The sequence below is a fragment of the Streptomyces sp. TP-A0874 genome, from assembly GCF_001748085.1.
Classification (GTDB): Bacteria; Actinomycetota; Actinomycetes; order Streptomycetales; family Streptomycetaceae; genus Streptomyces.
This window is the reverse complement of sequence record NZ_BBZK01000003.1, coordinates 313582-337347: the sequence shown is the minus strand read 5'-3', so window position 1 is coordinate 337347 and position 23766 is coordinate 313582. Positions and strand designations below refer to the sequence as shown.

The 23766-nt window shown below is 74.0% G+C and carries 15 protein-coding genes and 1 pseudogene; 9 read left to right on the top strand and 7 right to left on the bottom strand.

What is annotated here, in order from left to right:
• Window positions 1-21: 21 nt before the first annotated feature.
• A complete protein-coding gene (locus BGP73_RS01290) occupies window positions 22-1191 on the bottom strand; it encodes a serine hydrolase domain-containing protein (protein WP_079127110.1) in 1170 nt (389 codons plus the stop codon).
• A 285-nt stretch (window positions 1192-1476) separates the two neighbouring features.
• On the opposite strand from BGP73_RS01290, the gene BGP73_RS01285 reads away from it, so the two are divergent.
• Window positions 1477-2505, top strand: a complete 1029-nt coding sequence (locus BGP73_RS01285; protein WP_069811389.1) for an aspartate-semialdehyde dehydrogenase — start codon at window positions 1477-1479, stop codon at window positions 2503-2505.
• Window positions 2506-2604: 99 nt separating this feature from the next.
• The gene (gene pepN, locus BGP73_RS01280) at window positions 2605-5199 is read left to right on the top strand and encodes an aminopeptidase N (RefSeq protein WP_069811387.1); all 2595 of its coding nucleotides are present in this window, start codon (window positions 2605-2607) and stop codon (window positions 5197-5199) included.
• Between the two features lie 432 nt (window positions 5200-5631).
• Here pepN and BGP73_RS01275 read toward each other — a convergent pair.
• The 5 genes and pseudogenes from BGP73_RS01275 to BGP73_RS01255 form a co-directional block, all read right to left on the bottom strand.
• Window positions 5632-6771 (bottom strand): annotated as a pseudogene (locus BGP73_RS01275) (N-acetylmuramoyl-L-alanine amidase); the annotation flags it as partial.
• Window positions 6772-7224: 453 nt separating this feature from the next.
• A complete protein-coding gene (locus BGP73_RS01270; RefSeq protein WP_069811384.1) occupies window positions 7225-7458 on the bottom strand; it encodes a hypothetical protein in 234 nt (77 codons plus the stop codon).
• A 47-nt stretch (window positions 7459-7505) separates the two neighbouring features.
• Window positions 7506-9737: a 4-alpha-glucanotransferase gene (gene malQ / locus BGP73_RS01265; protein ID WP_069811382.1), complete on the bottom strand. Its 2232-nt coding sequence runs from the start codon at window positions 9735-9737 to the stop codon at window positions 7506-7508.
• Window positions 9737-10033, bottom strand: coding sequence for a hypothetical protein (locus BGP73_RS01260; RefSeq protein WP_079127109.1), 297 nt, complete (start codon window positions 10031-10033; stop codon window positions 9737-9739). Before BGP73_RS01260 ends, malQ begins: the two co-directional genes overlap by 1 nt.
• Window positions 10034-10265: 232 nt before the next feature.
• Window positions 10266-11681 (bottom strand): amidase, encoded by a 1416-nt coding sequence (locus tag BGP73_RS01255; protein WP_069811381.1) that lies wholly within the window; start codon window positions 11679-11681, stop codon window positions 10266-10268.
• A gap of 340 nt (window positions 11682-12021) precedes the next feature.
• On the opposite strand from BGP73_RS01255, the gene BGP73_RS01250 reads away from it, so the two are divergent.
• Entirely contained in the window at window positions 12022-14979 is a 2958-nt protein-coding gene (locus BGP73_RS01250) for a beta-N-acetylglucosaminidase domain-containing protein (RefSeq protein ID WP_069812038.1), read from the top strand.
• 38 nt (window positions 14980-15017) lie between these two features.
• On the opposite strand, the gene BGP73_RS01245 is transcribed toward BGP73_RS01250, so the two are convergent.
• A complete protein-coding gene (locus BGP73_RS01245) occupies window positions 15018-15554 on the bottom strand; it encodes an HNH endonuclease (protein ID WP_069812037.1) in 537 nt (178 codons plus the stop codon).
• A gap of 434 nt (window positions 15555-15988) precedes the next feature.
• Here BGP73_RS01245 and BGP73_RS01240 point away from each other — a divergent pair, with 434 nt between their 5' ends.
• The 6 genes from BGP73_RS01240 (at window position 15989) to BGP73_RS01215 (ending at window position 23680) form a co-directional block, all read left to right on the top strand.
• The gene (locus BGP73_RS01240; protein ID WP_069811379.1) at window positions 15989-17113 is read left to right on the top strand and encodes a mechanosensitive ion channel family protein; all 1125 of its coding nucleotides are present in this window, start codon (window positions 15989-15991) and stop codon (window positions 17111-17113) included.
• Window positions 17114-17195: 82 nt separating this feature from the next.
• A complete protein-coding gene (locus BGP73_RS01235; RefSeq protein ID WP_069811377.1) occupies window positions 17196-18464 on the top strand; it encodes a 6-phospho-beta-glucosidase in 1269 nt (422 codons plus the stop codon).
• A complete protein-coding gene (locus BGP73_RS01230; protein WP_079127106.1) occupies window positions 18455-19492 on the top strand; it encodes an N-acetylglucosamine kinase in 1038 nt (345 codons plus the stop codon). Before BGP73_RS01235 ends, BGP73_RS01230 begins: the two co-directional genes overlap by 10 nt.
• A gap of 200 nt (window positions 19493-19692) precedes the next feature.
• Entirely contained in the window at window positions 19693-21153 is a 1461-nt protein-coding gene (locus tag BGP73_RS01225) for a hypothetical protein (protein WP_374701105.1), read from the top strand.
• 80 nt (window positions 21154-21233) lie between these two features.
• Complete coding sequence (locus BGP73_RS01220; protein ID WP_069811374.1) at window positions 21234-22229, top strand: glutamate ABC transporter substrate-binding protein; 996 nt, start codon at window positions 21234-21236, stop codon at window positions 22227-22229.
• A 41-nt stretch (window positions 22230-22270) separates the two neighbouring features.
• Window positions 22271-23680, top strand: coding sequence for a hypothetical protein (locus BGP73_RS01215; RefSeq protein WP_069811372.1), 1410 nt, complete (start codon window positions 22271-22273; stop codon window positions 23678-23680).
• Window positions 23681-23766: the final 86 nt, after the last annotated feature.

Genomic DNA, 23766 nt, shown 5'->3' with positions numbered 1-23766 from the left:
CCGGCAGGCGCGGCCCCCCGCTCAGTCGGTGCCGCAGAACTCGGCCTCCGAGAGTTTCGAGAGGTCGCCCGCGTAGTCGGCGTTGATGTTGAAGACGGCCGAGTGGTCGCCGTCGCGGGTGGTGTGGGCGAGTGAACTCGATCCGTGGATGCCTCCGCCGTGTCCGTAGACGGTCACACCGCAGGAGAGGCGCTCGACGGAGAGGCCGAGCCCGTACCGCATGCTCCCCTGCCCGGTGGGCACGGTGGTCAGCAGCTCGCGCTGCTGGGGCTCGGGGAGCAGCTCACCGCGGAGCAGGGCCCGGTAGAAGCGGTTGAGGTCCCCGGCGGTGGAGATGATCTCGCCCGCCGGGCCCGCGATGGTGGGGCTGAGCTCGGTGGTGTCGCGGACCTCGTCGGTCAGCCCGGTGGCGCCGAGCGAGGAGTAGGCCCGACCGTGCGGCACGGGCATCGTGACGGCCACCCCCGGCAGGGCGGTGGAGCGCATCCCGAGGGGGGCGAGGATGCGCCGCTCGACCGCCTCGGCGTATGTGCCGTGCGTCGCCTTCTCCACGATCATGCCGGCGAGTACGTAGTTGGTGTTCGAGTAGCCCCAGGCGGTCCCCGGTGCGAAGTCCGGCTCGTGCCGCATGGCGATATCCACCAGCTGCCGCGGCGCCCAGGTGTCGAAGCGGTGCTTCTCGAAGCCCGGGCCGAAGACGCCCTCCTGGAGCTCGGGGTCGGCGTTGTAGCTGTAGACGCCGCTGGTGTGGTTGAGCAACTGCCGGATGGTGACGGCGCTGCCGTCGTGGCCGTGGCCCCGGACCACGCCGGGCAGCCACTCCTCCACGGTGTCGTCCAGGCTGAGCCTCCCCTCCGCCTCGAGCTGGAGTACGAGGGTGGCCACGAAGCTCTTGGTGATGCTGCCGGCCCGGAAGCGGTCCTCTGGCAGTCGCGGGCGCTCGGTCCGCAGGTCGGCGACGCCCGCAGTGCCTCCCCAGACCCGTCCGTCACCCGGCCCGACCCGGACCTCCCCGAGCACGCCGGGGACCCCTGCCGCCACCTGCGCGTCCATGGCTTCCCTGGTCGCCTGGTGCCCGGCGGGCGCCGAGTGGTCGAGGGCGGTCGCCGTGGGAATGGCGAACACGGCTCCGGTGGTGGCCAGCGCCACCAGGACTCCCACGATCTTGCCGCGCGCCGTACGTACGCCCATGAAGCCGTCCTTTCGCTGAGACCGCCGAGGTCGTCGGGCGCGCCGCGGCGCCCGTCCGACACCCGGGAGGACTCCAGCGTCCTCGCAGACCGTTGCTCCCCCCGGCGTGCTACCGGCCAAACTGACCGGAACCATTCCTCTGGCCGAATCCGGCAGTACAGAACACCATGAGGAAAGCGACATAAAGGGCGGAAAGCGGTCCGTGGGGGCGACCTGAGAAACTGGAGTGCCGGGGTGGGCGCGTATGCGCCTCCCCGATCCACCGGAAACACGGAAAGGCGTCTCATGAGGATCGGAATCGTCGGAGCCACCGGCCAGGTCGGCGGCGTCGCGCTGGGCCTGCTGGCGGAACGGGACTTCCCGGTCCGGAAACTGCGGCTGTTCGCCTCGGCCAGGTCGGCCGGCCGGACCGTGGAGTGGCAGGGCTCGGAGATCACCGTCGAGGACGCGGCCACCGCCGACTACTCGGACCTGGACATCGTGCTCTTCTCGGCCGGCGGCGCGACCTCCCGCGCGCTGGCCGCCCAGGTCGCGGCGGCCGGACCGGTGGTGATCGACAACTCCTCCGCCTGGCGGCTGGACCCGCAGGTGCCGCTGGTGGTCGCCGAGGTCAACCCGCACGCGGCGGCCCAGCGCCCCAAGGGGATCATCGCCAACCCGAACTGCACCACGATGGCCGCCATGCCGGTGCTCCGGCCGCTGCACGCCGAAGCCGGGCTGCGGAGCCTGGTGGTCTCCACCTACCAGGCGGTCTCCGGCAGCGGGCTGAGCGGCGTCGCCGAGCTGCACGAGCAGGTCCGCAAGGTCGCCGAGGACGCGGCGGCGCTGACCCATGACGGCTCCGCGGTCGAGTTCCCCGCACCGGAGACCTACGTCCGGCCGATCGCCTTCAACGTGCTGCCGATGGCCGGCTCGGTGGTCGAGGACGGGTCGAACGAGACCGACGAGGAGCAGAAGCTGCGCAACGAGAGCCGGAAGATCCTGGAGATCCCGGAGCTGAAGGTCTCCGGCACCTGCGTCCGGGTACCGGTCTTCACCGGTCACTCGCTGCAGATCAACGCCTCCTTCGACCGCCCGCTCAGCCCGGAGCAGGCCCGCGAGCTGCTCGCGCGGGCACCCGGGGTGGCGCTGTCGGAGATCCCGACACCGCTTGGGGCCGCCGGCCAGGACCCGACCCTCGTCGGTCGGATCCGGGCCGACGAGACCGTCGAGCACGGCCTGTCGCTGTTCTGCTCCGGCGACAACCTCCGCAAGGGCGCGGCGCTCAACGCCGTCCAGATCGCCGAGCTGGTCGCGGCGGAACTGGCCGGGTGAGTCCGTCCGTCGGAGCGGCGAGCTGGGGCCCGGACTGATCGTCCGGGCCCCGTCGCGTGGAAGGATGGCCCGAGTCCGAGAAAGCAAGGAGATGACCCGGTGCCTGGCACGAATCTGACCCGCGAAGAAGCCCGCGAGCGGGCACGCCTGCTGACCGTCGACTCCTACGAGGTCGACCTCGATCTGAGCGGGGCCCGGGAGGGCGGTACCTACCGCTCGGTCACCACGGTCCGCTTCGACTCCGCGGAGGGCGGCGCCTCCTCCTTCATCGACCTGGTGGCGCCCCGCGTGCTGGAGGTGGTGCTGAACGGCACCGCGCTCGACCCGGCCGCGGTCTTCCAGGACTGCCGGATCGCGCTGGCGGACCTCCGCGCCGGCGGCAACGAACTCCGGGTCGTCGCGGAGTGCGCGTACACCAACACCGGCGAAGGGCTCCACCGCTTCGTCGATCCGGTGGACCAGGAGACGTACCTCTACACGCAGTTCGAGGTGCCGGACGCCCGGAGGGTCTTCGCCTCCTTCGAGCAGCCCGACCTCAAGGCGACCTTCCGGTTCACCGTGAAGGCCCCGGAGGGCTGGACGGTGGTCTCCAACTCGCCCGCGCCGGAGAGCGTCGAGGACGGCGTGTGGCGCTTCGCCCCGACACCACGGATCTCGACTTACATCACCGCGCTCATCGCCGGCCCCTACCACAGCGTGCACAGCAGCTGGGAGGGCGGCGGGCGCACCGTGCCGCTGGGGCTGTACTGCCGTCCCTCGCTCGCCGAGCACCTGGACGCGGAGGCCATCTTCGACGTCACCCGGCAGGGGTTCGACTGGTTCGAGGAGCAGTTCGACTACCCCTACCCGTTCGAGAAGTACGACCAGCTGTTCGTGCCGGAGTTCAACGCCGGGGCGATGGAGAACGCGGGCGCGGTGACCATCCGCGACCAGTACGTCTTCCGTTCGAAGGTGACCGACACCGCCTACGAGACGCGGGCCGAGACCATCCTCCACGAGCTGGCCCACATGTGGTTCGGCGACCTGGTCACCATGGAGTGGTGGAACGACCTGTGGCTGAACGAGTCGTTCGCCACCTACACCTCGATCGCCTGCCTGGCCCACGCGCCAGGAAGCCGGTGGCCGCACGCCTGGACCACCTTCGCCAACACCATGAAGACCTGGGCCTACCGGCAGGACCAACTGCCCTCGACCCACCCCATCATGGCCGACATCAAGGACCTGGACGACGTCCTGGTCAACTTCGACGGCATCACCTACGCCAAGGGCGCCTCGGTGCTCAAGCAACTGGTCGCCTATGTCGGCCGGGACGAGTTCTTCAAGGGCGTGCAGAAGTACTTCCGCCGCCACGAGTGGGGCAACACCCGCCTCTCCGACCTGCTCAACGCGCTGGAAGAGACCTCGGGGCGGGACCTGAAGGCCTGGTCCGAGGCATGGCTCCAGACCGCCGGGATCAACGTACTGCGCCCCGAGATCGAGACCGCCGAGGACGGCACGGTCAGCTCCTTCGCGATCCGGCAGGAGGCGCCCGAGCTGCCGGCGGGCGCCCACGGCCGTCCGACGCTGCGGCCGCACCGGATCGCCGTCGGCGCCTACGAGCTGGTCGACGGCCGGCTGGTCCGCACCGAGCGGATCGAGCTGGACGTCGACGGCGAGCTGACCCCCGTACCGCAGTTGGTCGGCCGGGCGCGCCCGGCCGTGGTGCTGCTCAACGACGACGACCTCTCCTACGCGAAGGTGCGCCTCGACCCGGAGTCGCTGGCGGTGGTCACCCGGCATCTGGCCGACTTCGAGACCTCGCTGCCGCGCGCTCTGTGCTGGGCTTCCGCCTGGGACATGACCCGGGACGGGGAGCTGCCCACCCGGGACTACCTGGACCTGGTGCTCTCCGGCATCGCCGGGGAACCCGACATCGGGCTGGTCCAGTCGCTGCACCGCCAGGTGAAGCTGGCCCTGGACCTCTACGCCGCCCCGGAGTGGCGGGAGACCGGGCTGGCCAGGTGGACCGAGGCGACGCTGGACGGTCTCCGCTCCGCGGAGCCAGGCAGCGACCACCAGCTGGCCTGGGCCCGGGCGTTCATCGCCACGGCCCGTACCGATGAGCAACTCGACCTGCTCTCCCGGCTCCTGGAGGGAACCGAGACCATCGAGGGGCTGGCGGTCGACACCGAACTGCGGTGGGGGCTGCTCCAGCGGCTGGCCGCGACCGGCCGCGCCGGCGCCGAGGCCATCGAGGCCGAGCTGGAGCGGGACCGGACCTCGGCGGGTGAACAGCACGCGGCCGCCGCTCGGGCGGCGCGGCCGACCGCCGAGGCCAAGGCCGAGGCGTGGGCCGCCGTCCTCGACCCGGTCACCAAGAAGGCCGAGGGGCTGCCCAACGCCGTGCAGGAAGCCGTGATCGGCGGCTTCGTCCAGCCCGACCAGCGGGCCCTGCTGGCCCCGTACACGGGTGACTACTTCGCCGTCCTGAGCCAGGTCTGGCAGGAGCTCAGCCACGAGATGGCGCAGCAGATCGTGGTCGGCCTCTACCCGCGGCTCGAGGTATCGCAGGAGACCCTGGACGCCACGGACGCCTGGCTGGCGGAGGCGGAGCCGACACCGGCGCTGCGTCGGCTGGTGCTGGAGTCCCGGGCGGGCGTGGAGCGGGCCATGCACGCCCAGCGGGCCGACCTGGCGGCGGGCGAGCGCGGCTGAGCCGGTGCGGGTGGGGCGGGGCCGGTCGATCACGCCCCACCCCACCCGCGACGCCGGGACCGGTAGATGTGGCCCGTGACCGTCCTGCGGTGGAGGGCAGTCGGGTGCATGAGCGGGGCCCGTCCGGACTGAGTCGACGCTCGACCACTCCCGCCTGCCGAGGCCGCTCCGGCGCCGGTCCCCCCACCGACCGGTAAAGGGGAGTCACCGGCACCCCGCGACCGGACCAGCTGTCCACCTCAAGCAGAACGACGAGGCTACGGCGGGCTGGGTCAGCAGCTCCTGCAGCGGCGGGCCCGGGGGCCAGGCGCTGAGCCCGGATGGAGGGCCGCCCCCGGGTGGGGCCGCGGAGGCGTCCGCCGGCCGCACAGCGGTGCGGCCCGCCCCGAGCAGCGCTCGGGGCGGGCCGCACTTCACGGTCGGTCGCCGTTATCCGGTGACGTAACCCATGTAGGCGTCCCAGTCCCAGTGCGGACCGGGGTCGGTGTGGTCGTTGCCCGGCACCTCGACGTGTCCGACGATGTGGTCGCGGTCCTTCGGGATGCCGTAGGTGTCGCACAGGTGCTTGGTGAGCGCCGCGGAGGAGCGGTACATCGTGTCGGTGAACCAGGACGGGTCGTCCACGTACCCCTCGTGCTCGATGCCGAGGGAGTGCGGGTTGGCCGAGCGCGCGTGCCAGGCGGTGTCCGCGTCACGCACCATCTGGGTGATGTCGCCGTCCGAGGAGCGGACCACGTAGTGCGCGCTGACCTCGGCGTCCGGGTTCTGGAACCAGCTGATGGTGCCGGCGTAGGACCCCTGGGTGACGTGGATGACCACGGTGTCGATCGCGGCCGTCCGGCCGCTCGCGTAGTTGCCGCTGTCCGCCGGCACCCAGTGCGCCGGCGGGTAGTCGTCGCTACGGGTGCCGGCACCGCTCCGGGCGCCGCTGCCCACCGGCCCGTCCAGCGGGGTCACCCTGGCGTACTCGCCGCGTTCGGGCCGCACCCGGCGGGCCGCGCTGACGACGGACTCACCGCCTTCGACACCGGCCCGGACACCCTCGCTGACGGTCCGGTAGACGGTGTCGGCGTAGAGTCGCGCCAGCCGTGCGTCGGATGCGCCGCTGTACCGGGCGACCACCTGGTACCACTGGTCGAGGTCGGCTCGCTGGGAGGGCTTCAGCTCCAGTTCGTCGGCGTAGGCGCTCAGCAGCGCCGCGCCGCCGCGGATGTTCGCCGCCGACTCCTTCTTCAGGTCGGCCACCGACTCACCGGTGAGCTGGGCGGCCTGCTGGAGGGTGTGCTGCTCGGGGTTGCTGACCAGGTGCATCACGCCGTATCCGCCGGCCTGGCTGGGCTTGCCGGCGTGGCCGTCGAGATGGGTCTCCCCGTAGCCCACCGCCACCAGGAGGGCGCGGGGGACGTTGAACTCTGCGGCCGCCTGGGAGAACGCGTCGTCCATCGCGACCTGGGAGGGCCGCTCTGTGGGGGCGGCGGTCGCCGACTGGCCGGTGAGCGTCACGGTCACGGCGATGAGACCGCCGAGGAGGGCGGTTCCCCCTCGCTTCCAAGGGAGCTTGCTGGCTGCCATCGGATTCCTCTCCGTGTCCCGGCGGGAATGAGCGGCGCGCGGTTGCCGCCGTCCGCCCTCCGCCGGAGGATGGGCGCCGTCAGTCCGGCCGGGATCCGGGACGGCGACGAAAGCAGTTCCCCACAAGCCACTTCCGGTACGCACCTGCGCCCCCGTCTGTCGCAGGGGCGGTCACCTCCGGAGCCGGCCGCGTCCGGCTACTCGTCGGTCAACGAGCCCTAGCAGTCAAGGACATGACAAGTCGAAGGTCAAGACGACCACCGGGCAGCATCCGGCCACCGTCCCGGCAGGAAGAGCACACTCCTCCGAAGAGGGTCTCCCGTCCGTCGACTCCCTCCGCCGCGCCACGCAGAGCACCGTCCGCGGGCACACCGAAGGCCGCTCCGGCGTACCACATACCGGAACGGCCCTTCGTCGATCACCTGCGGAGCGGAGGCGCCCCCGGTGCGTCGGTCAGCGCTCCTTCTGGCCCATCCGCTCCCCCGCCACCACCAGGCCGGCGATCACCAGGAAGGCGACGATCGGGGTCACCACGTAGAGGCCCAGCGTCTCACCGACGCTCAGCCCGGGGCCGGGGTCGTCACCGTCATCGCGCACGAGCGCGAGCGCGGGGGACGACATCAGCAGCATCATCAGCGTCGAACCGGCGGCCACAGCTCCGGCGCGCAGTGAGTTCTTCTTGTCCACACCCCAAACGTAGCGAACCGGCCGCCGGAGCGGACACCCGGGTCCCCTCAGACCGGTTTTCGGACGCCGTCCCGCCGACCGCCGGGACCGGTCCCGGCGCGCGCCGGGGCCGCCGGGGAGGGGGCACCGGCGCGACCGGCCCCGGCGGCCGCCACCGCGGCCACCAGGGAACGCAGTCTGTCCGAGGCCATGAGCTGCCCGAGCGTGACCGGCCGGCCCCGGTCGTCGGCGATCGGCAGCCGCCAGTTCGGGTACTCCCGGCAGGTGCCGGGGAGGTTCTGCGGGCGGCGGTCGCCGACCCCGTCGGGCAGCCAGATGCCCACCATCCGGGCCGGGGTGCCGGCCACGAAACGGTGGACGGCCTCGATCACCGCCCGCTCGTCCGGCGCCCCGCTGCCGCCCCAGGCACCCTCGGGCAGCAGCCCCAGCCGGTCCAGCAGCACCCGCCACTGCCCCAACTCGGCATCGAGTTCGGCCTGCTCCACGGCGAGCGGACGAGCGAGCAGACCGAGCCGGTGCCGCAGCCGGAGGTGGTCGCCGGTGAGCCGGGCCGCGGTGCTGGGCAGGTCGTGCGTGGTGACGGTGGCCAGGCATCCGCTCCGCCAGGCCCCCGGCGCCAGGGGCTGCGAGAGCGGCTCAGCCGGCGGCGGAGCCGGCTCCCCGGCGGGCCGCCGCTCGGCGCCGGAAGGCCGGCCCTCGCCGCGCTCGAACCAGAGCACCGAGGTACCCAGCACTCCGCTGTCCGCCAGCCGCTCCCGGACACCCGGTTCGACGGTACCCAGATCCTCCCCCACCACCACCGCGTTCGCCCGGTGCGCGGCCAGGGCGAGCGTCCCGAGCATCGCCTCGGCGTCGTACCGGACGTACGTCCCCTCCGCCGGGTCGCGTCCCTCGGGCACCCACCAGAGCCGGAACAGGCCCATCGCGTGGTCGAGCCGCAGCCCTCCGGCATGGCGCAGCGCCGCCTGGAGCAGCTCCCGGTAGGGGGTGTATCCGGAGTCGGCCAGGACGTCCGGCCGCCATGGCGGAAGGCCCCAGTCCTGGCCTCGGGTGTTGAAGGCGTCCGGTGGCGCGCCGACGGACATGCCGGAGGCGAAGAGTTCCTGCTGAGCCCAGCTGTCCGCGCCTTCCGGGTGCACCCCCACCGCCAGGTCGTGGACGAGGCCGACGGGCATACCGGCCTCTTCGGCGGCCCGCTGGGCCCCCGCGAGCTGCTCGTCGGTGAGCCAGCTCAGCCAGCGGTGGAAGTCGACCCGGCCGCGCAGTTCCTCCCGGGCCCGCTCGGTCCGGGCCGAGCGGGGATCGTCGAGCCCGGCCGGCCAGGAGCGCCACCGCGGGCCGTGCACCTCGGCGAGCGCACACCAGGTCGCGTGGTCCTCCAGCGCCTGTCCCCGCTCGTCCAGGAAACGCCGGTAGGCGGCGTGCCGCCGGGAGGAGAGCGGCACGGTCCACACCAGTTCGAGGGCCGTACGCTTCAGCCGCCAGACCGCGTCCCGGTCGATCAGCGCTCCGCGGTGCAGCACGCCCGCGCGGAGCTCCCCGGCCCGGGCTGCGAGCTCCGCGGCCCGGGCCCGCAGTTCGCCGGGGAGCCGGGCGAACTCCGGTACGTCCGCCACCCGCAGGTACACCGGATCGGGGAAGCGCCGGGAGCCGGGCCGGTAGGGCGATGGGTCGGTCGGGCGGCCGGGTACGGCCGCGTGCAGCGGGTTGAGCTGGACGAATCCGGCGGCTGGCGCGCGCCCCGCCCAGGAGGCGAACTCGGAGAGGTCGCCGAGGTCGCCAAGGCCCCAGGATCGGTCGGAGAGGAGCGAGTAGAGCTGGAGCAGGAAGCCGTGCGTGCGCTCGGGGGGAGCCGGCATCCGGGCCGGTGCGACGATCAGCGTGGCGCGGCTCGAGCGCCCGTCCGGAGCGTGGGCGCGGAGGGTGTGGACGCCCAGTGGCAGCCGGATTTCGGGGGAGCTCCGGTCGAGTCCCCAGTCGAGGGAGTCACCGGACTCGGTCTGGACCCGCAGGACGGCGCCCTCGGGCAGATCGGGCAGTGTGCCGGGGCCTGGTGGACGGCCGGAGCGCAGCACGAGGGTGGGTGGTAGCAGTCGTTGGCGGGCGCCGTGGTCGTGGTGGTCGAGGGCGGCGCGGACGGCACCCGGGGTCGAGGCGTCGATCCCCAGGGCGGCGAGCACGGCGACGACGGTGGAGTCGGGGACCGCGACCGTGCCGCGGGGTGTGGGCTGATAGGAGGTGGCGACGCCGTGGAGGGCGGCGAGTCGCGCGCGGCCCATCAGACCTCCAGGGGCTCCGTACCCATGCCGGTGACGGTCGGTTCGCTGGTGAGCGGGGGTTCGGTGGCCAGCGGGGGCTCACTGGTGAGCGGGGCGCTGTCGGCCAGCGGCGGTTCGCTGGTCAGGGGCGGCTCGGCGTACTCGCCGGAGCTGGCGCCGTCCAGTCCGCAGTCGGGGTCGGAGAGGCCGTGGGCGTCCAACGGGTTGACGGGTTCCAGGCCGCCCGGAGGGGTGAGGTCGACGGGGCCGGCGGGTTTGGGGACGGCGGAGAGCATCAGCGGGACTGTGGCGACCACGGGGGCCTCCGGTCATTGGCGACAGGACAGGGCATAGCCCTACCCAGCAGACGGATCCGCAGACGTGAACACCACACGAACGTGTCTCAGGTCACACCATCGTGTTCGTCTTTTTCCCTGCGGAAGCCGAATTCGAGCGCAGAGGTTTGCGTCCGACCCCGCTCTTCGCGGCGGATTTGCGGCGCTCCGTGGTGACCGGACACCGTCGGCCGTCCGAGCCGGGAAGTGCACCTCACCACACGGCCGGTCGCCGGTGGGACCAGGGTGCGGCCGCCTCGAGCTGGGCCGCCAGCGCCAGCAGACGGGCCTCCTCACCATGCGCCGCGCCGAGCATCATGCCCACCGGCAGCCCGGCCTCCGTCCATCCCAGCGGCAGCGAGACCGCGGGCAGCCCGGCGATGTTCCACGGCCCCGTGAAGGGGGTGAAGGCGATCTGCGCCTGGAAGTCGGCGGCCGGATCCGCGTCGTTCCGCAGCGCTCCCACCGGGGCGGGCAACTGGGCGAGGGTGGGGGTGAGCACCGCGTCGTAGCGCGCCACGGCCGTGGCGAAGCGGCGCCCCACCCGCTGCATGGCGGCGAGTCTGCGGGCGTAGTCGACCCCGCTCACCCCGCGGCTCCGCTCGCGCAGCCAGCGGGTGAGCGGCAGCAGCTCCGCCTCGCGGTCCGCCGGCACCGGGGTGAGCGCCGCGAGCACCGCCCAGACCGGGGTGAAGGTGTCCCGGTCACCGGGGCGCAGCGGCTGCTCCACGTCGACCACCTCGTGGCCGAGGTCGGTCAACAGCCGGGAGGTCTCCTCGTAGACGGCCAGGACCTCGGGGTCCACCGCCACGTCCGGCACGTCCGGCTGGGCCCAGCGGCCGATGCGCAGACGCCCGGGGGGCCGGTCGCAGCCGCCCAGGAAGGTCTCCTCCGGCGCGGCCATCGGCACCGGGTCGCCGGGGAACGGCACCGCCAGCACATCGAGGAGGGCGGCGACGTCCCGCACGGTACGGGCGAGCGGGCCGTCGGTGGCCAGGCCGCTGACGTCCCCGTGGGGGGCCGGGCTGATCCGGCCCCGGCTGGGCTTGAGGCCGACCAGGCCGCAGCAGCTGGCTGGGATGCGGATGGATCCGCCGCCGTCACTGCCCTGCGCGGCGGGGGCGAGCCCGGCCGCGACGGCCGCGGCGGCCCCGCCGCTCGAACCGCCGGCGCCCCGGCCCGGGTCGTAGGGGGTGCGGGCCGGTGGTCCGACGTCGCCCTCGGTGTACGCCGGCAGCCCGAACTCGGGCGTGTTGGTCTTGCCCAGCAGCACCGTGCCGGCGTCCCGCACCAGTTCCACCAGGGAGGTGTCGCTCCCCTTCGGCGCGATCCGGTCGGCGAAGACCACCGATCCGGCGGTGAACCGCACCCCCGGCACCGGGTCCAGGTCCTTGATCGGCAGCGGCACTCCCAGCAGCGGCGGCGGTTCGCCGCCGTCGACCAGTAGCTGCTCGGCCCGCCGGGCGTCGTCCAAGGCCCGGTCCGCGGTCACGGTGAGATACGCGCCGACCGCGCCGTCCAGCCGCTCGATGCGGCGCAGGTAGTGCTCCGTCAGCTCGACGGGCGACAGCTCCGCCCGCCGAAGGGCGGCGGCCTGCTCCAGCATCGTCAGTTCGTGGGGTTCCGCCACGGCGCCATCATAGGGACCCGGTCCCGGGAACGGGGAGAGCGGCGTCCCGCCCGGCCGAAGTGGGGCGAACACGTCACACCGGGCGTGGTCGTTGACACTCCCAGCGGCCGGTGATGGGCTCTTTGTCCCGACTGCCACCAGGCGCGGGACGAGCGACCGCGCGCAACCGCGGCACGAGGTCACGGGTACTCAGTTCCAGGGCGAGGAGATGGCCGTGCAGTACCGCAGCCCGAAGCCGGCGGACGAGGAGCCCCGCGGCGCGCCGGGAAGCGCCCCCCGGCCGGGCCGCCGGCCTCGCGTCGCGCGGGCCACGGCGCTCGCCGCGGCCCTCGTCGGCGGGTTGCTCGGCGGCGCGCCCGGGGCAGCCGCGGCTCCCGTGAAGCCTTCGGAGGGTCCGGCCACCGCGGCCCCGCAGGAGCGGAACCGCTCCGGCGGCCGGTCCGTCCCGGCCGTCTGGCCGCGCCCGCACGACATCCGGGCCCAGGGCCGCTCCGTCCCGGTGGGCACCGAGGTCGCCCTGGTGGCCGCCGAGGGGGTGGACCCCCACGCGCTGGAGGCGCTGCGCGAGGTGCTGCGTTCGGCCGGGGCCGAAGAGGTCGGCGAGCTGGCCCCCGGGGCCGGACTCCCCTCCGAGGCGCTGGTGGTGCGGGCCGGCGGCCCTGGCGCCGAAGAGGCGCTGCGCGGTCTGCGCGCCCCGCTCCGCGCCGATCTGCCCGCTGGCGGCTACCGGCTCGCCGTCGGCCGGTTCGAGGGCCGGGACACCGTGGCGCTTTCCGGCGAGGGCCCCGACGGCCTCTTCCACGCCGTTCAGACCCTCCGCCAACTGGTGGTCGGGCCCTCCGGGGGCGGCGAGCGCGCCACCATCGCCGGAGCGGTCGTCCGCGACTGGCCCGGGATCGCCGAGCGCGGCACGACGGAGGGCTTCTACGGCACCCCCTGGACCCCCCGGGAGCGGCTGGCGCACCTGGACTTCCTGGGACGGACCAAGCAGAACCACTTCCTGTACGCCCCGGGCGACGACGCCTACCGGCAGGCCCGCTGGCGCGACCCCTACCCGGCCGAGCAGCGCGCCGCCTTCCGGGAGCTCGCCGACCGCGCCCGCCGCAACCACGTCACCCTGGGCTGGGCGGTGGCCCCGGGGCAGGCGCTCTGCTTCGCGGACGAGGACGATCTTCGGGCCCTCAACCGCAAGCTGGACGCGATGTGGGCGCTGGGGGTGCGCTCCTTCCAACTGCAGTTCCAGGACGTCAGCTACGACGAGTGGCACTGCGGGGAGGACCGCGACCGCTTCGGGTCCGGGCCGCGGGCCGCGGCGCGGGCGCAGGCGCACTTCGCGAACGCGGTGGCCGAGCACCTCGCCCGGCGCCACCCGGGCTCGGCCGCGCTGACGCTGATGCCGACCGAGTACTACCAGGACGGGCAGACCGAATACCGGCGGGCGCTCTCGAAGGCGCTGAGTCCCCGGGTGCGGGTCGCCTGGACCGGGGTGGGCGTGGTGCCGAGGACGATCACCGGGTCCGAGGTCGCGACCGCGCGGCAGGTCTTCGCACACCCGCTGGTCACCGTGGACAACTACCCGGTCAACGACTACGCCCGGGACCGGATCTTCCTGGGCCCCTACACGGGCCGGGAGCCGGGTGTGGCCACCGGCTCGGAGGCGCTGCTCGCCAACGCCATGGAGCAGCCGACGGCCTCCCGGATACCGCTGTTCACGGCCGCCGACTACGCCTGGAACCCCCGCGGGTACCGGCCCGCGGACTCCTGGCGGGCGGCCGTCGACGACCTCGCCGGCGCCGACCCCGGCCCCCGGGCGGCGCTGCGCGCCCTCGCCGGCAACGACGCGTCCTCGGTGCTCGGAGCGGAGGAGTCGGCCTATCTGCGTCCGCTGATCGAGGCCGTGTGGCGGAGCGACGACGGTGACGACGCCGAGCGGTTCGGCACGGCCACCGAACGGCTCCGGAAGGCCTTCGGGGTGATGCGGGGCGCACCCCGGCAGCTGTCCGAGGCACAGGGCGGCGCGCTGGCGCGGGAGGTGGGCCCGTGGCTGGAGCAACTGGCCCGCTACGGCGAGGCCGGGCAGCGGGCCGTCGATGTGCTGCTCGCCCTGCGGAAGGGGGACGGCGCCGCCGCCTGGCGGGCGGAGTTGGAGGTCCGGCGGCTCCGGAAGGCGATCGGCCGGGCACCGGAGACCGTGGGTGAGGGGGTCCTCGACCCCTTCCTGGACCGCACGCTGGCCCGGGCGGAGGCGTGGTCCGGCGGGGCGAACACCCGCCCGGAGTCCTCCGTGGAGGCGGGCGGCACCGAGTTCCGCGTCTCCCTCGGGCGTCCCCGTCCGCTGGAGGCGGTGACCGTCCTGACCTCCCCGACCGGTGACGGCGCCGGCCGCCGCACCGCGGTGGAGGTGCGGGTGCCGGGCGAGGGCTGGCGGCGGATCGGCCCGCTGTCGGGCAGCGGCTGGACGGAGCTGCCGGCCCGCGGGGTGCGTGCGGACGCGGTACGGCTCTCCTGGCCGCAGGGTGCCCGCCCGCCCGAGGTGCACCGGCTGGCGCCCTGGCACACGGACAACCCGGATGCCCGCTCGGCACTGGAACGCGAGGAGACCGACGTGGAGATCGGCGGCGGCCCGCAGCAGGTGCTGGCCGAGCTGACCTCCGACCGCCCCCGGGAGGTGCGGGGCCGGTTGCGCGCCAAGGCTCCCCGAGGCATCACCGTGGACCTGCCCGAGCGGGTGTCGCTCCGGCGCGGGGCGAAGACGTCGCTGCCGGTCCGGGTGCGGGCCGAGAAGGGCACCCCGCCCGGCAGCTACCGGGTGCCGCTGGACCTCGCCGGGCAGACCCGCACGCTGACCGTGCGGGTCTCCCACCGGACCGGCGGACCGGACCTGGCGCGCGGCGCCGAGACGGTCTCCTCCGGGGAGGAGACCGCGGACTTCCCGGCCTCGGCGGCCGTCGACGGGGATCGTCGGACCCGCTGGTCCTCACCCGCGGAGGACGGCGCCTGGCTCCAAGTGGAGCTGGACCGCCCGCGCCACCTCGGCCAGGCGGTGCTGCACTGGCAGGAGGCGTACGCCGCCCGCTACCGGATCCAGGTCTCCGCCGACGGCCGTACCTGGCGCACCGCGGCCACCGTGCGGAACGGCGGCGGCGGCCGCGAGGTGGTGCGGTTCGACGCGCCAGGCGCCCGGTTCGTCCGGATCCAGGGCGAGCGGCGGGCCACCCGGTTCGGCTACTCGCTCTGGTCGGTTGAGCTCTACGCGGTCGCCAGCGGCGACGGCCCGGCGGACGACCGGGGGCGCTGAACCGGTCCTCCACCGCGGCGAGCCGGGGTACGGCCTCCTCAGGCCGACACCCCGTCGATCCGACTCAGCGCGTCCTCCGCCCCGTACGGCTCCAGATAGGGCAGCCAGCGCGGGTCCCGGTGCCCGGTGCCGATGATCCGCCAGGCCAGGCCGGACGGTGGCGCCGGCTGGTGGCGCAGCCGCCAGCCGAGCTCGGCGACGTGCCGGTCGGCCTTGACGTGGTTGCAGCGCCGGCAGGCGGCGACCACGTTCTCCCAGACGTGCGGTCCGCCCCGGCTGCGCGGCACGACGTGGTCGACGCTGGTCGCGGTGGCACCGCAGTAGACGCAGCGGCCACCGTCCCGGGCGAACAGGGCGCGGCGGGTGAGCGGCACCGGCCCCCGGAAGGGGACCCGCACGAAGCGCTTCAGCCGCACCACACTGGGAGCGGGGATGACGCGGGTCGCACTGCGCATCAGGGCGCCGGAGTCCTCCAGGCTGACCGCCTTGTCGTTGAGGACGAGAATGAGCGCGCGTCGGAGCGGTACGACGCCGAGCGGCTCGTACGACGCGTTGAGGACCAGGACATGCGGCACGGGTGCCTCCTTGTACACCGCGGCGCGTGGCTCGCGCCCGGCGATCTGCCACACAGTCTCTCCTCAGCCCCGCCCACCGCGCCACCACGTACAGGTAACGCATGGGGGGTGTTTTCCACCACATGGGGCTGTTCCGGACCACCGCGGCCAGCCCCCGCGAGACGGACTGCGGCTCCGCTACGGGCGGCTCCGGGTGCCCGTACCACGGTGGCGGGGGCGGCGGAGCGGGTTCTGGCCGCGGCGCGGCCCCGCTCCCGGGGGATGCCACCGCGGCGGGTGTCACCGGTCACCCCGGCGGCTCGGGGACGACCGCGCCGCCGGGAGCGCCGTCCGGAGCGCCCGGTCGGCGGTGTCGGAAACGTCCAGTCGTTAGTGTGGTGAGCCGCGCCCGCCCGCAGCACACGGGACGGGTCGATCGACAGGGGGTTTCCACCGTGACGTGGTCGTCCGCACTCGGTACCACCGGATGGCCGCACCCGCTCGCGGCGGACTCGGGCGGCGGCCCGCTGGCCGCCGTCTGGACCCGGCTGGACTGGTCCCACTGGCTCTCCGTGGGCCTGCGGATCCTGCTCATCACGCTGACCGCCTTCGCCGTCCGGTACCTCCTCCGGCGGGCGATCACCAAGTTGGTCTCCCGGATGAACCGCCGCCGGGGAGCGGACGGAACCGCGCTCCGCGGCCTGCTGGGCAACGCCGAGCGCCGCCGCCAGCGCTCCGAGGCGATCGGGTCGGTGCTCCGCAGCGTCACCTCCTTCGTGATCTTCGGCACGGCGGTGATGAGCGTGCTCTCCGTGCTGGACATCGACCTCGCCCCACTCGCCGCCAGCGCGGGTGTCCTCGGTGTCGCGCTGGGCTTCGGCGCGCGCAACCTGGTCTCGGACTTCCTCTCCGGCACCTTCACCATCCTGGAGGACCAGTACGGCGTGGGGGACACCATCGACGCCGGGGCCGCCTGCGGCGAAGTGGTGGAGGTGGGGCTTCGGGTCACCAAGCTCCGCGGCGAGGGCGGCGAGATCTGGTACGTCCGCAACGGGGAGATGAAGCGGGTCGGGAACAAGAGTCAGGGCTGGGCGACGGCCGTCGTCGACGTCCAGGTCCACTACGAGGAGGACTTGGAGAAGGTCCGCCGGACCATCGAGGAGGCCGGCGAGCGACTGGCCGGCGAGGAGGCCTGGATCGAACGGCTGTGGAGCCCGGTCGAGGTGCTGGGGCTGGAGGCGGTGACGCTGGAGTCCATGATGGTGCGGACCCAGGTCAGGACGATGCCCGGCGAGTCGCTCGCAGTCGAGCGGGAGCTGCGCTGGCGGATCAAACAGGCGCTCGACGCCGCAGGTATCCGGATCGTGGGCGGTGCGGACACCGGTGTCCTGCCCACCACGGCGCCCAGGCAGGGGGCCGAACCGGCAGCTCCCGCCGGACCGTCCGGCTCCGGAGGCTCGGGCGGCTCCGGAGGCTCGGGCGGCTCCGGCGGCAGCCCCTCAGCGACCACCGGCACCGGGCCGCTGCCGTCCGCTCGCGGGCCGGGGGCACCGGGCCCCGCCGCGTCGCACGAGGGTTGACGGAGAATCAAGTTCCCGGGGGCGTCATCACGGGGCGCTTCGACCGAGCCCCGCGACCACCGGAGGAAGGGGCTGAACGAACATGCGACTGGCAGTGGTCGGCGGGGGGTCCACCTACACCCCCGAGCTCATCGACGGATTCGCCCGGCTGCGCGACGTCCTGCCGTTGACGGAGCTGGTCCTGATCGACCCGGACGCGGACCGGCTGGAACTGGTCGGCGGTCTGGCGCGGCGGATCTTCGCCCGGCAGGCCCACCCGGGGCGGATCTCCAGGACCGGTGACCTGGACGCCGGGGTGGACGGCGCCGAGGCCGTGCTGCTGCAGCTCCGCGTCGGCGGGCAGGCGGCCCGCCGGCAGGACGAGAGCTGGCCGCTGGAGTGCGGTTGCGTCGGTCAGGAGACGACCGGGGCGGGCGGCCTGGCCAAGGCGCTGCGCACCGTGCCGGTGGTGCTGGACATCGCCGAGCGGGTGCGCCGGCGCAACCCGGACGCCTGGATCGTGGACTTCACCAACCCGGTCGGCATCGTCACCCGGGCGCTGCTGACCGCCGGCCACCGGGCGGTGGGGTTGTGCAACGTGGCCATCGGCTTCCAACGGAAGTTCGCCCGGCTGCTGGAGGTCCCGCCGGAGCAGATCGAACTGGATCACGTCGGGCTGAACCACCTGACCTGGGAGCGCGGCGTCCGGGTCGGCGGTGTCGACCTGCTCCCCAAGCTCCTGGCCGAACACGGCGGGACGATCGCCGCGGACCTGCGGATGCCGCCCGCGTTCCTGGAGCGCCTGGGGGTGGTGCCCTCGTACTACCTCCGGTACTTCTACCAGCACGACGAGGTGGTCCGGGAGATGGCCACCAAGCCCTCCCGGGCGGCCGAGGTGTCCGCGATGGAGGAGCGGCTGCTGGAGATGTACGCGGACCCCGCGCTGGACGAGAAGCCCGCGCTGCTCGCCAAGCGCGGCGGCGCCTTCTACTCGGAGGCCGCCGTCGCCCTCGCCGCCGCGCTCCTGGGCACCGGCGGCGGGACGGGCGTCCCCGGCACCCAGGTGGTCAACACCTTCAACCGCGGCACCCTGCCCTTCCTCCCGGACGACGCGGTCGTCGAGGTCCCGGCGGCGGTGGACGCCGAAGGCACCCGTCCGCTGCCCGTCGACCCCGTGGAACCGCTGTTCGCCGGACTCATCGCGCAGGTCACGGCGTATGAGCGGCTGGCCCTGGAGGCGGCGCTCCACGGCGGCCGGGGCCGGGTCTTCGACGCACTGCTGAGCCACCCGCTCATCGGACAGATCGAGTACGCCGAGCGGCTGACGGACGATCTGATCGCACACAACCGGGAGTACCTGCCGTGGGCTTGACCGAGGTCGCCGGGGTGCTCGCGATCGACGCGGGCAACAGCAAGACCGATGTGGCACTGATCGGCGCGGACGGCGGTGTGCTGGCCACCGCCCGCGGTGGGGGCTTCCGCCCGCCGGCCGTCGGCGTCGGGCCCGCGGTGGACGTGCTGGCCGAGGCGGTGGCCCGGGCCGTGGCCGCCCGCGGCGGAGCCGGCGGCTCCGGAACGAGCGGCCCGCCGTACGCCCGCCGGGTGTCGGCCTGCCTCGCCAACGCCGACCTGCCGGTCGAGGAGCGGCGGCTGCGGGAGGAGTTGGAGCGGCGCGGCTGGGGGGTGGACACGGACGTCGCCAACGACACCTTCGCGGTCCTGCGGGCCGGCACCGACGAGCCGCGCGGGGTCGCCGTGGTGTGCGGGGCCGGCATCAACTGCGCGGGCATGCTGCCGGACGGCCGCACCGCACGCTTCCCCGCCGTCGGACGGCTCTCGGGAGACTGGGGCGGCGGAGCCGGACTCGCCGAGGAGGCGATCTGGTTCGCGGTCCGCGCCGAGGACGGGCGCGGCGAGCCGACGGAGCTGGCCCGCGCCCTGCCGGAGCACTTCGGGCTGCCCAGCATGTACGCGTTGATCGAGGCCGTGCACCTGGGGCGGATCGCGAGGGGGCGGCAACACGAGCTGGCCCCGGTGCTGTTCGCCACGGCGTCCGGGGGCGACCGGGTCGCGCGCTCGATCGTGTACCGGCAGGCCGAGGAGATCGTCCTGATGGCCTGTGTGGCGCTGGAGCGGCTCAGTCTCCTCGGTGAGGAGGCGCCGGTGCTGCTCGGTGGCAGTGTGGCCGCCGCCCGCCACCCGCTGCTGCACGACCGGGTGGTCGAACTGCTCGCCGACCGGGCGCCGAAGGCCGTGCCCCGGGTGGTGACCGCTCCGCCGGTGCTGGGGGCGGCGCTGCTGGGGCTGGACCGCCTCGGCAGCGGTCCGGAGGCCGCCGCCCGGCTCCGCTCGTACTACGCGTCCGCGCCGGACGGCCCGGCGCTCGGCGCCGCGCACTGAGGACGCCGGACCGGGGAGAGCGGCGCGCTCCGGCAGTCACCTGACGGCAAGTCAGTTGATAGCCGGGCCATGACGATTCGGCGTCCAACCGGGGCCGTTCCTGGTGTGGAGGTTGTGTGTGGGGCCATACTGCTGGCCGGGCACCTGTCCCCCGCCGCCCCGGGTGACGGGTCGGGGCCAGTGATCGTGGGGGAGGGCAAGTGACGTATCCGCCGAGCGGGAGGGTTCCGCCCCCGCCCGTTCTCCACCACGGAGCGGAACTGCGGGCGGGGCCGCCGGCCGCCGGGTGGCCGCAGCAGGCGGTGGCGGAGGCACCGGACCCCGAGCCGCACGACTCCTGGTCCGACCGGGTGCGTCGGCTGCGGCGGGCGGCGACCACCGAGCCCGGCCGGCTGCGCATCATCAGCGTCGTGGTCGCGGTGCTCGTGATGGCCTTCGGCTCGGTGACGGCCTGGCAGGTCTCCGACCGGTCGGACGGTGCGACCCGGGTGGTGCCCGGCAGCCAGCAGCTGAGCGCCGACGCCGCGAGCCTCTACCGCTCACTGGCCGACGCCGACACCACCGCCGCCGCCGGCTTCCTCTCCGAGGGCCAGTGGTCACCGGAGATCCGGGAGCGCTACCAGCAGGACATCGACCGGGCGTCCGAACTGCTGGTGAAGGCGGCGGCCGACAGCCACGCACCCGGATCGGCCCGCACCCAGATCGACCGGATCAGCCAGCAACTCCCGGTCTACACCGGCTTGGTCGAGCAGGCCCGGGCCAACAACCGGCAGGGCCTGCCGCTCGGCGGCGCGTACCTGCGCTACGCCAACGAGCGGATGCGGACCGAACTACTGCCCGCCGCCCGCGCGCTCTACGAGGCCGAGACGGCCCAGCTGCAGACGGACCACCGGAAGGCGATGGAGTGGCCGTGGTTCGCCCTCGGGCTGGGTGCGGCCGCCCTGCTGGCGCTGGGGTGGGCCCAGCGGCGCGACTTCCTGAGAACCAACCGGGTGTTCAACCGGGGCCTGCTCGCGGCCACCGCCGCCAGCACCGTCGTCCTGCTCTGGCTGGTCGCCGGGCACGGCCTGGCCAGGTCCGGGCTGACGGACTCCTACGAGTACGGGTTCAAGTCGCTCCAGGTACTCAACGAGGCCCGGATCAGCACCCTCCAGGCCCGCGGGGACGAGAGCCTGACACTGGTGGCCCGGGGCGCGGTCCTCACCGACGACGGTGAGGACTTCTACGAGCAGGGCTACCAGGCCGCGATGCGGGAGACCGCGGGCGGCTCCGAGGACGGGGTCAGCCCGGAGAGCCTGCTCGGGCGGGCGCAGGATCTGGCCAACGACTTCAAGGGGCGGAAGCCGGTGGCCGAGGCGGTCACCGGGGTCCGCGAGTGGCGCGAGCGGCACGCCGCCGCCCGGGCCACCGACGAGAGCGGTGACTACGCCGGAGCGCTGAAGAAGGTGATCGGCGCGGAGGGCACCACCGCTGAGTGCTTCGACCAGGTGGACGCCAGTCTGAAGGCCGCGCTGGCGCACGAGCAGCAGGAGTTCAAACAGGCCGTGGAGCGTGGGGGCGGCGCCCTCACCGCACTGCCGACCAGCGCCGTCCTGCTCGCCCTGCTCGGGGCCGTCGCGGCCGTGCTGGGCGTCGGCCGGCGGCTTGCGGAGTACCGGTGAACAGGGCCCGCACGGCCGGGTACGCGGAGCAGGTGGAGAGCGGACGCGCGGCGGTACGGCGTGCGGGGATGAGGAGCGGAATGCGGAGTGACGGGTCTCGGGCGACCCCCGCGCGGAGGTTGCGCGGCTGGGGCGGCGTCGCGGCCATGGCGGTGACGTGCGCCCTGGTCAGCACGGTGCTGCCGCTGGCCGCCGACAGCGAGCGGGATTCGAGCGCCGGCAGAGCGTCCGGCCCGGGGCCCGTGCGGGCCGTGCGGGCGGCCGAGGAGGACTGCCGGGATCCGGAGGCCAGTCTGCCGCCGTCCGAGGTCGACGGTGCGGCCGTCAAGCGGATCAAGAAGAACGGCAAGCTGATCGCCGGTGTCGACCAGAACAGCTTCCGCTGGGGCTACCGGGACCCGGCCAACGGCAGACTCAGCGGCTTCGACATCGACTTGGTGCGGGCCGTCGCCGAGGAGATCCTCGGCGACCCGGACGCCGTCATCTACCGGACGATCCCCACCAACCAGCGCATCACCGCGCTCCAACAGCACAAAGTGGACATCGTGGCCCGTACGATGACCATCAACTGCGCACGGATCAAGGAGGTCGCCTTCTCCACCGCCTATTTCGAAGCGGGACAGCAGGTCCTCGCGCCGAAGGACTCCCCCATCACGGCCTTCGACAACTCGCTGCGCGGCAAGAAGGTGTGCACCGCGTCCGGTTCCACCGGTGAGAGCGAGTTGGAGAAGGAGTCGCACGGCGCCGAGGTCATGACCGTCCCCAACCAACTCGACTGCCTGGTGCGGCTGCAACTGGGCGAGGTGGACGCGGTGGTCACCGACAACGCGCTCGCCGCCGGCCAAGCCGCCCAGGACCCCTCCGTGCGCCTGGTCGGTGAGCCGTTCACCGAGGAGCCCTACGGCGTGGCGATGAACCTGGAGGACAAGGACCTGGTGCGCCGGGTGAACAAGGTCCTGGAGGACTACCGGAGCGGTGGGTCGGGCAGCCCCTGGATGCAGGCGTACCACCGGTGGCTCGCGGCGGACCTGAAGGGCATCGACGGCCCTCCGGCCCCCAAGTACCGGGGTTCTTGACGATCGACGGCCGGTGGCCGCACACATTGGAGAGGTGATCGATGGGGGTCTCAGGGCCGCCCCTCCCCGACTCCGCGGGGCAGGCACGGGGTCCGGTCATGGACCGGGAAGCGGTGGACCAGGCCCTGGCCCGGCTCAGCGCCGAGCACCAGGCCATCGAGGCCTCGCTGCTGACGCTCCAGGAGCACGCCGGCCGCCGAATGCTGGAGGGCACCGAGCTGACCGGGGAGACCAGAGCCCGCTGGGCCGCGGCCGAGGAGGCCACCGCCCGCCTGTGGACCCACTTCGAGGCGTACACCGAGGGGCTCCGCCGGGCCCGCGCCGTCCGGGAGCGCCGGCGTTGGCCCGACCACGCGGAGCTGAGCGAGCTCACCGAGCTGCTGAGCGGCGGCTGCGTCGTCCCCCCGGTCGGCCGCGCCCCGGAGCGCAGCACCGAGCAGCCGGCGGCCGGCGGGCCGGAGCCGGCCCCGTCCGGCGAACCGCTCGGCTTCCGGGAGCTCGTCGACCGGATCAACGGCTGGTACCGGCAGGCGCTGGACGTGGTCATCGCCGCCGACAAGGTCTGGTCGGCGCTGCCCGCCCGGATGGACATGCTCGGCGCCGAACTGCGGCGGATCCGGTCGCTGGCGCGCTCCGTCGGGGTGCGTCCCGGCGAGCACCCCGCCGGTGACGAGCTGGAGCACATCACCGCCGAACTGACCGCCCTCCGGGCGCGGGTGGTCTCCGATCCACTGGCCTTCTGGTCGGCGGCCGGAGGCGGCTCGGCGAGTTCGGCACCCGGCAGCGGACGGCCCGACACCTCGGCCTACGACCGCGCGGCCCGCGCCTTGGAGGACGTCCGCCGGGACGTCGAGGCGGTGCTGACCGTCCGGCAGGACGCGGAACAGCGGCTGTACCGGCTCCGCGACGTCCTCTCGCGCGCCGACCGCACGTTGGCCGAGGCCCGCACCGCGCGGGGCGAGGTCCTCGCCAAGATCGCCGCGTCCGAGGTCCCCGCGGTCAGCGGCCCGCCGACGGTGCTGCACGAGCAGTTGACGGCCGCCGCCCGCTACCGCCGCCACTCCCAGTGGCACCGGCTGTCCCCCCTGCTGGACAGCCTGGAGGAGCGTGCGGAGGAGGAGCTGTCCCGGGCACGGGAGTCACTCACCGCGGTGACGGCCCCGCTGGCGGTCCGGGCCGGACTGCGCAGCCGGCTCGACGCCTGCCGGGCGCGGGCCACCCACCAGGGGGTCGCCGGGGATCCGCTCCTCGAGGAGCTCTACGACACCGCCCGCCGACTGCTGTGGAGCGCACCGTGTGATCTGCGCGCCGCCGAGCGGGCCGTCAGCAGGTACCAGCGGGCCACCGCCGAGTCGGCGACCACGGGCCCGGCGGCGGGACCGCTCCCCGGCGACGGGCCGGTGAGCGGCGGGCCGCCGAACAGTTCAGCGGAGAGCGGGAGACCATGTTGACCAGGTGCCAGCGGCCCGACTGCCCGGGCTCGTACGAGGACGTCGGGGGCGGCGAACTCTACTGCGACACCTGCGGGCTGGCTCCT

Bases quoted from the DNA above. Each gene is read 5' to 3' on its own strand.
- malQ (WP_069811382.1), bottom strand. From the start codon at position 9,737: ATGGGCCGCGCGCGACTCGCCGCCCTCCACGGCGTCGCCACCTCCTAT.
- BGP73_RS01215 (WP_069811372.1), top strand. From the start codon at position 22,271: ATGGGGGTCTCAGGGCCGCCCCTCCCCGACTCCGCGGGGCAGGCACGG.
- BGP73_RS01285 (WP_069811389.1), top strand. From the start codon at position 1,477: ATGAGGATCGGAATCGTCGGAGCCACCGGCCAGGTCGGCGGCGTCGCG.
- BGP73_RS01290 (WP_079127110.1), bottom strand. From the start codon at position 1,191: ATGGGCGTACGTACGGCGCGCGGCAAGATCGTGGGAGTCCTGGTGGCG.
- BGP73_RS01220 (WP_069811374.1), top strand. From the start codon at position 21,234: ATGCGGAGTGACGGGTCTCGGGCGACCCCCGCGCGGAGGTTGCGCGGC.
- BGP73_RS01235 (WP_069811377.1), top strand. From the start codon at position 17,196: ATGCGACTGGCAGTGGTCGGCGGGGGGTCCACCTACACCCCCGAGCTC.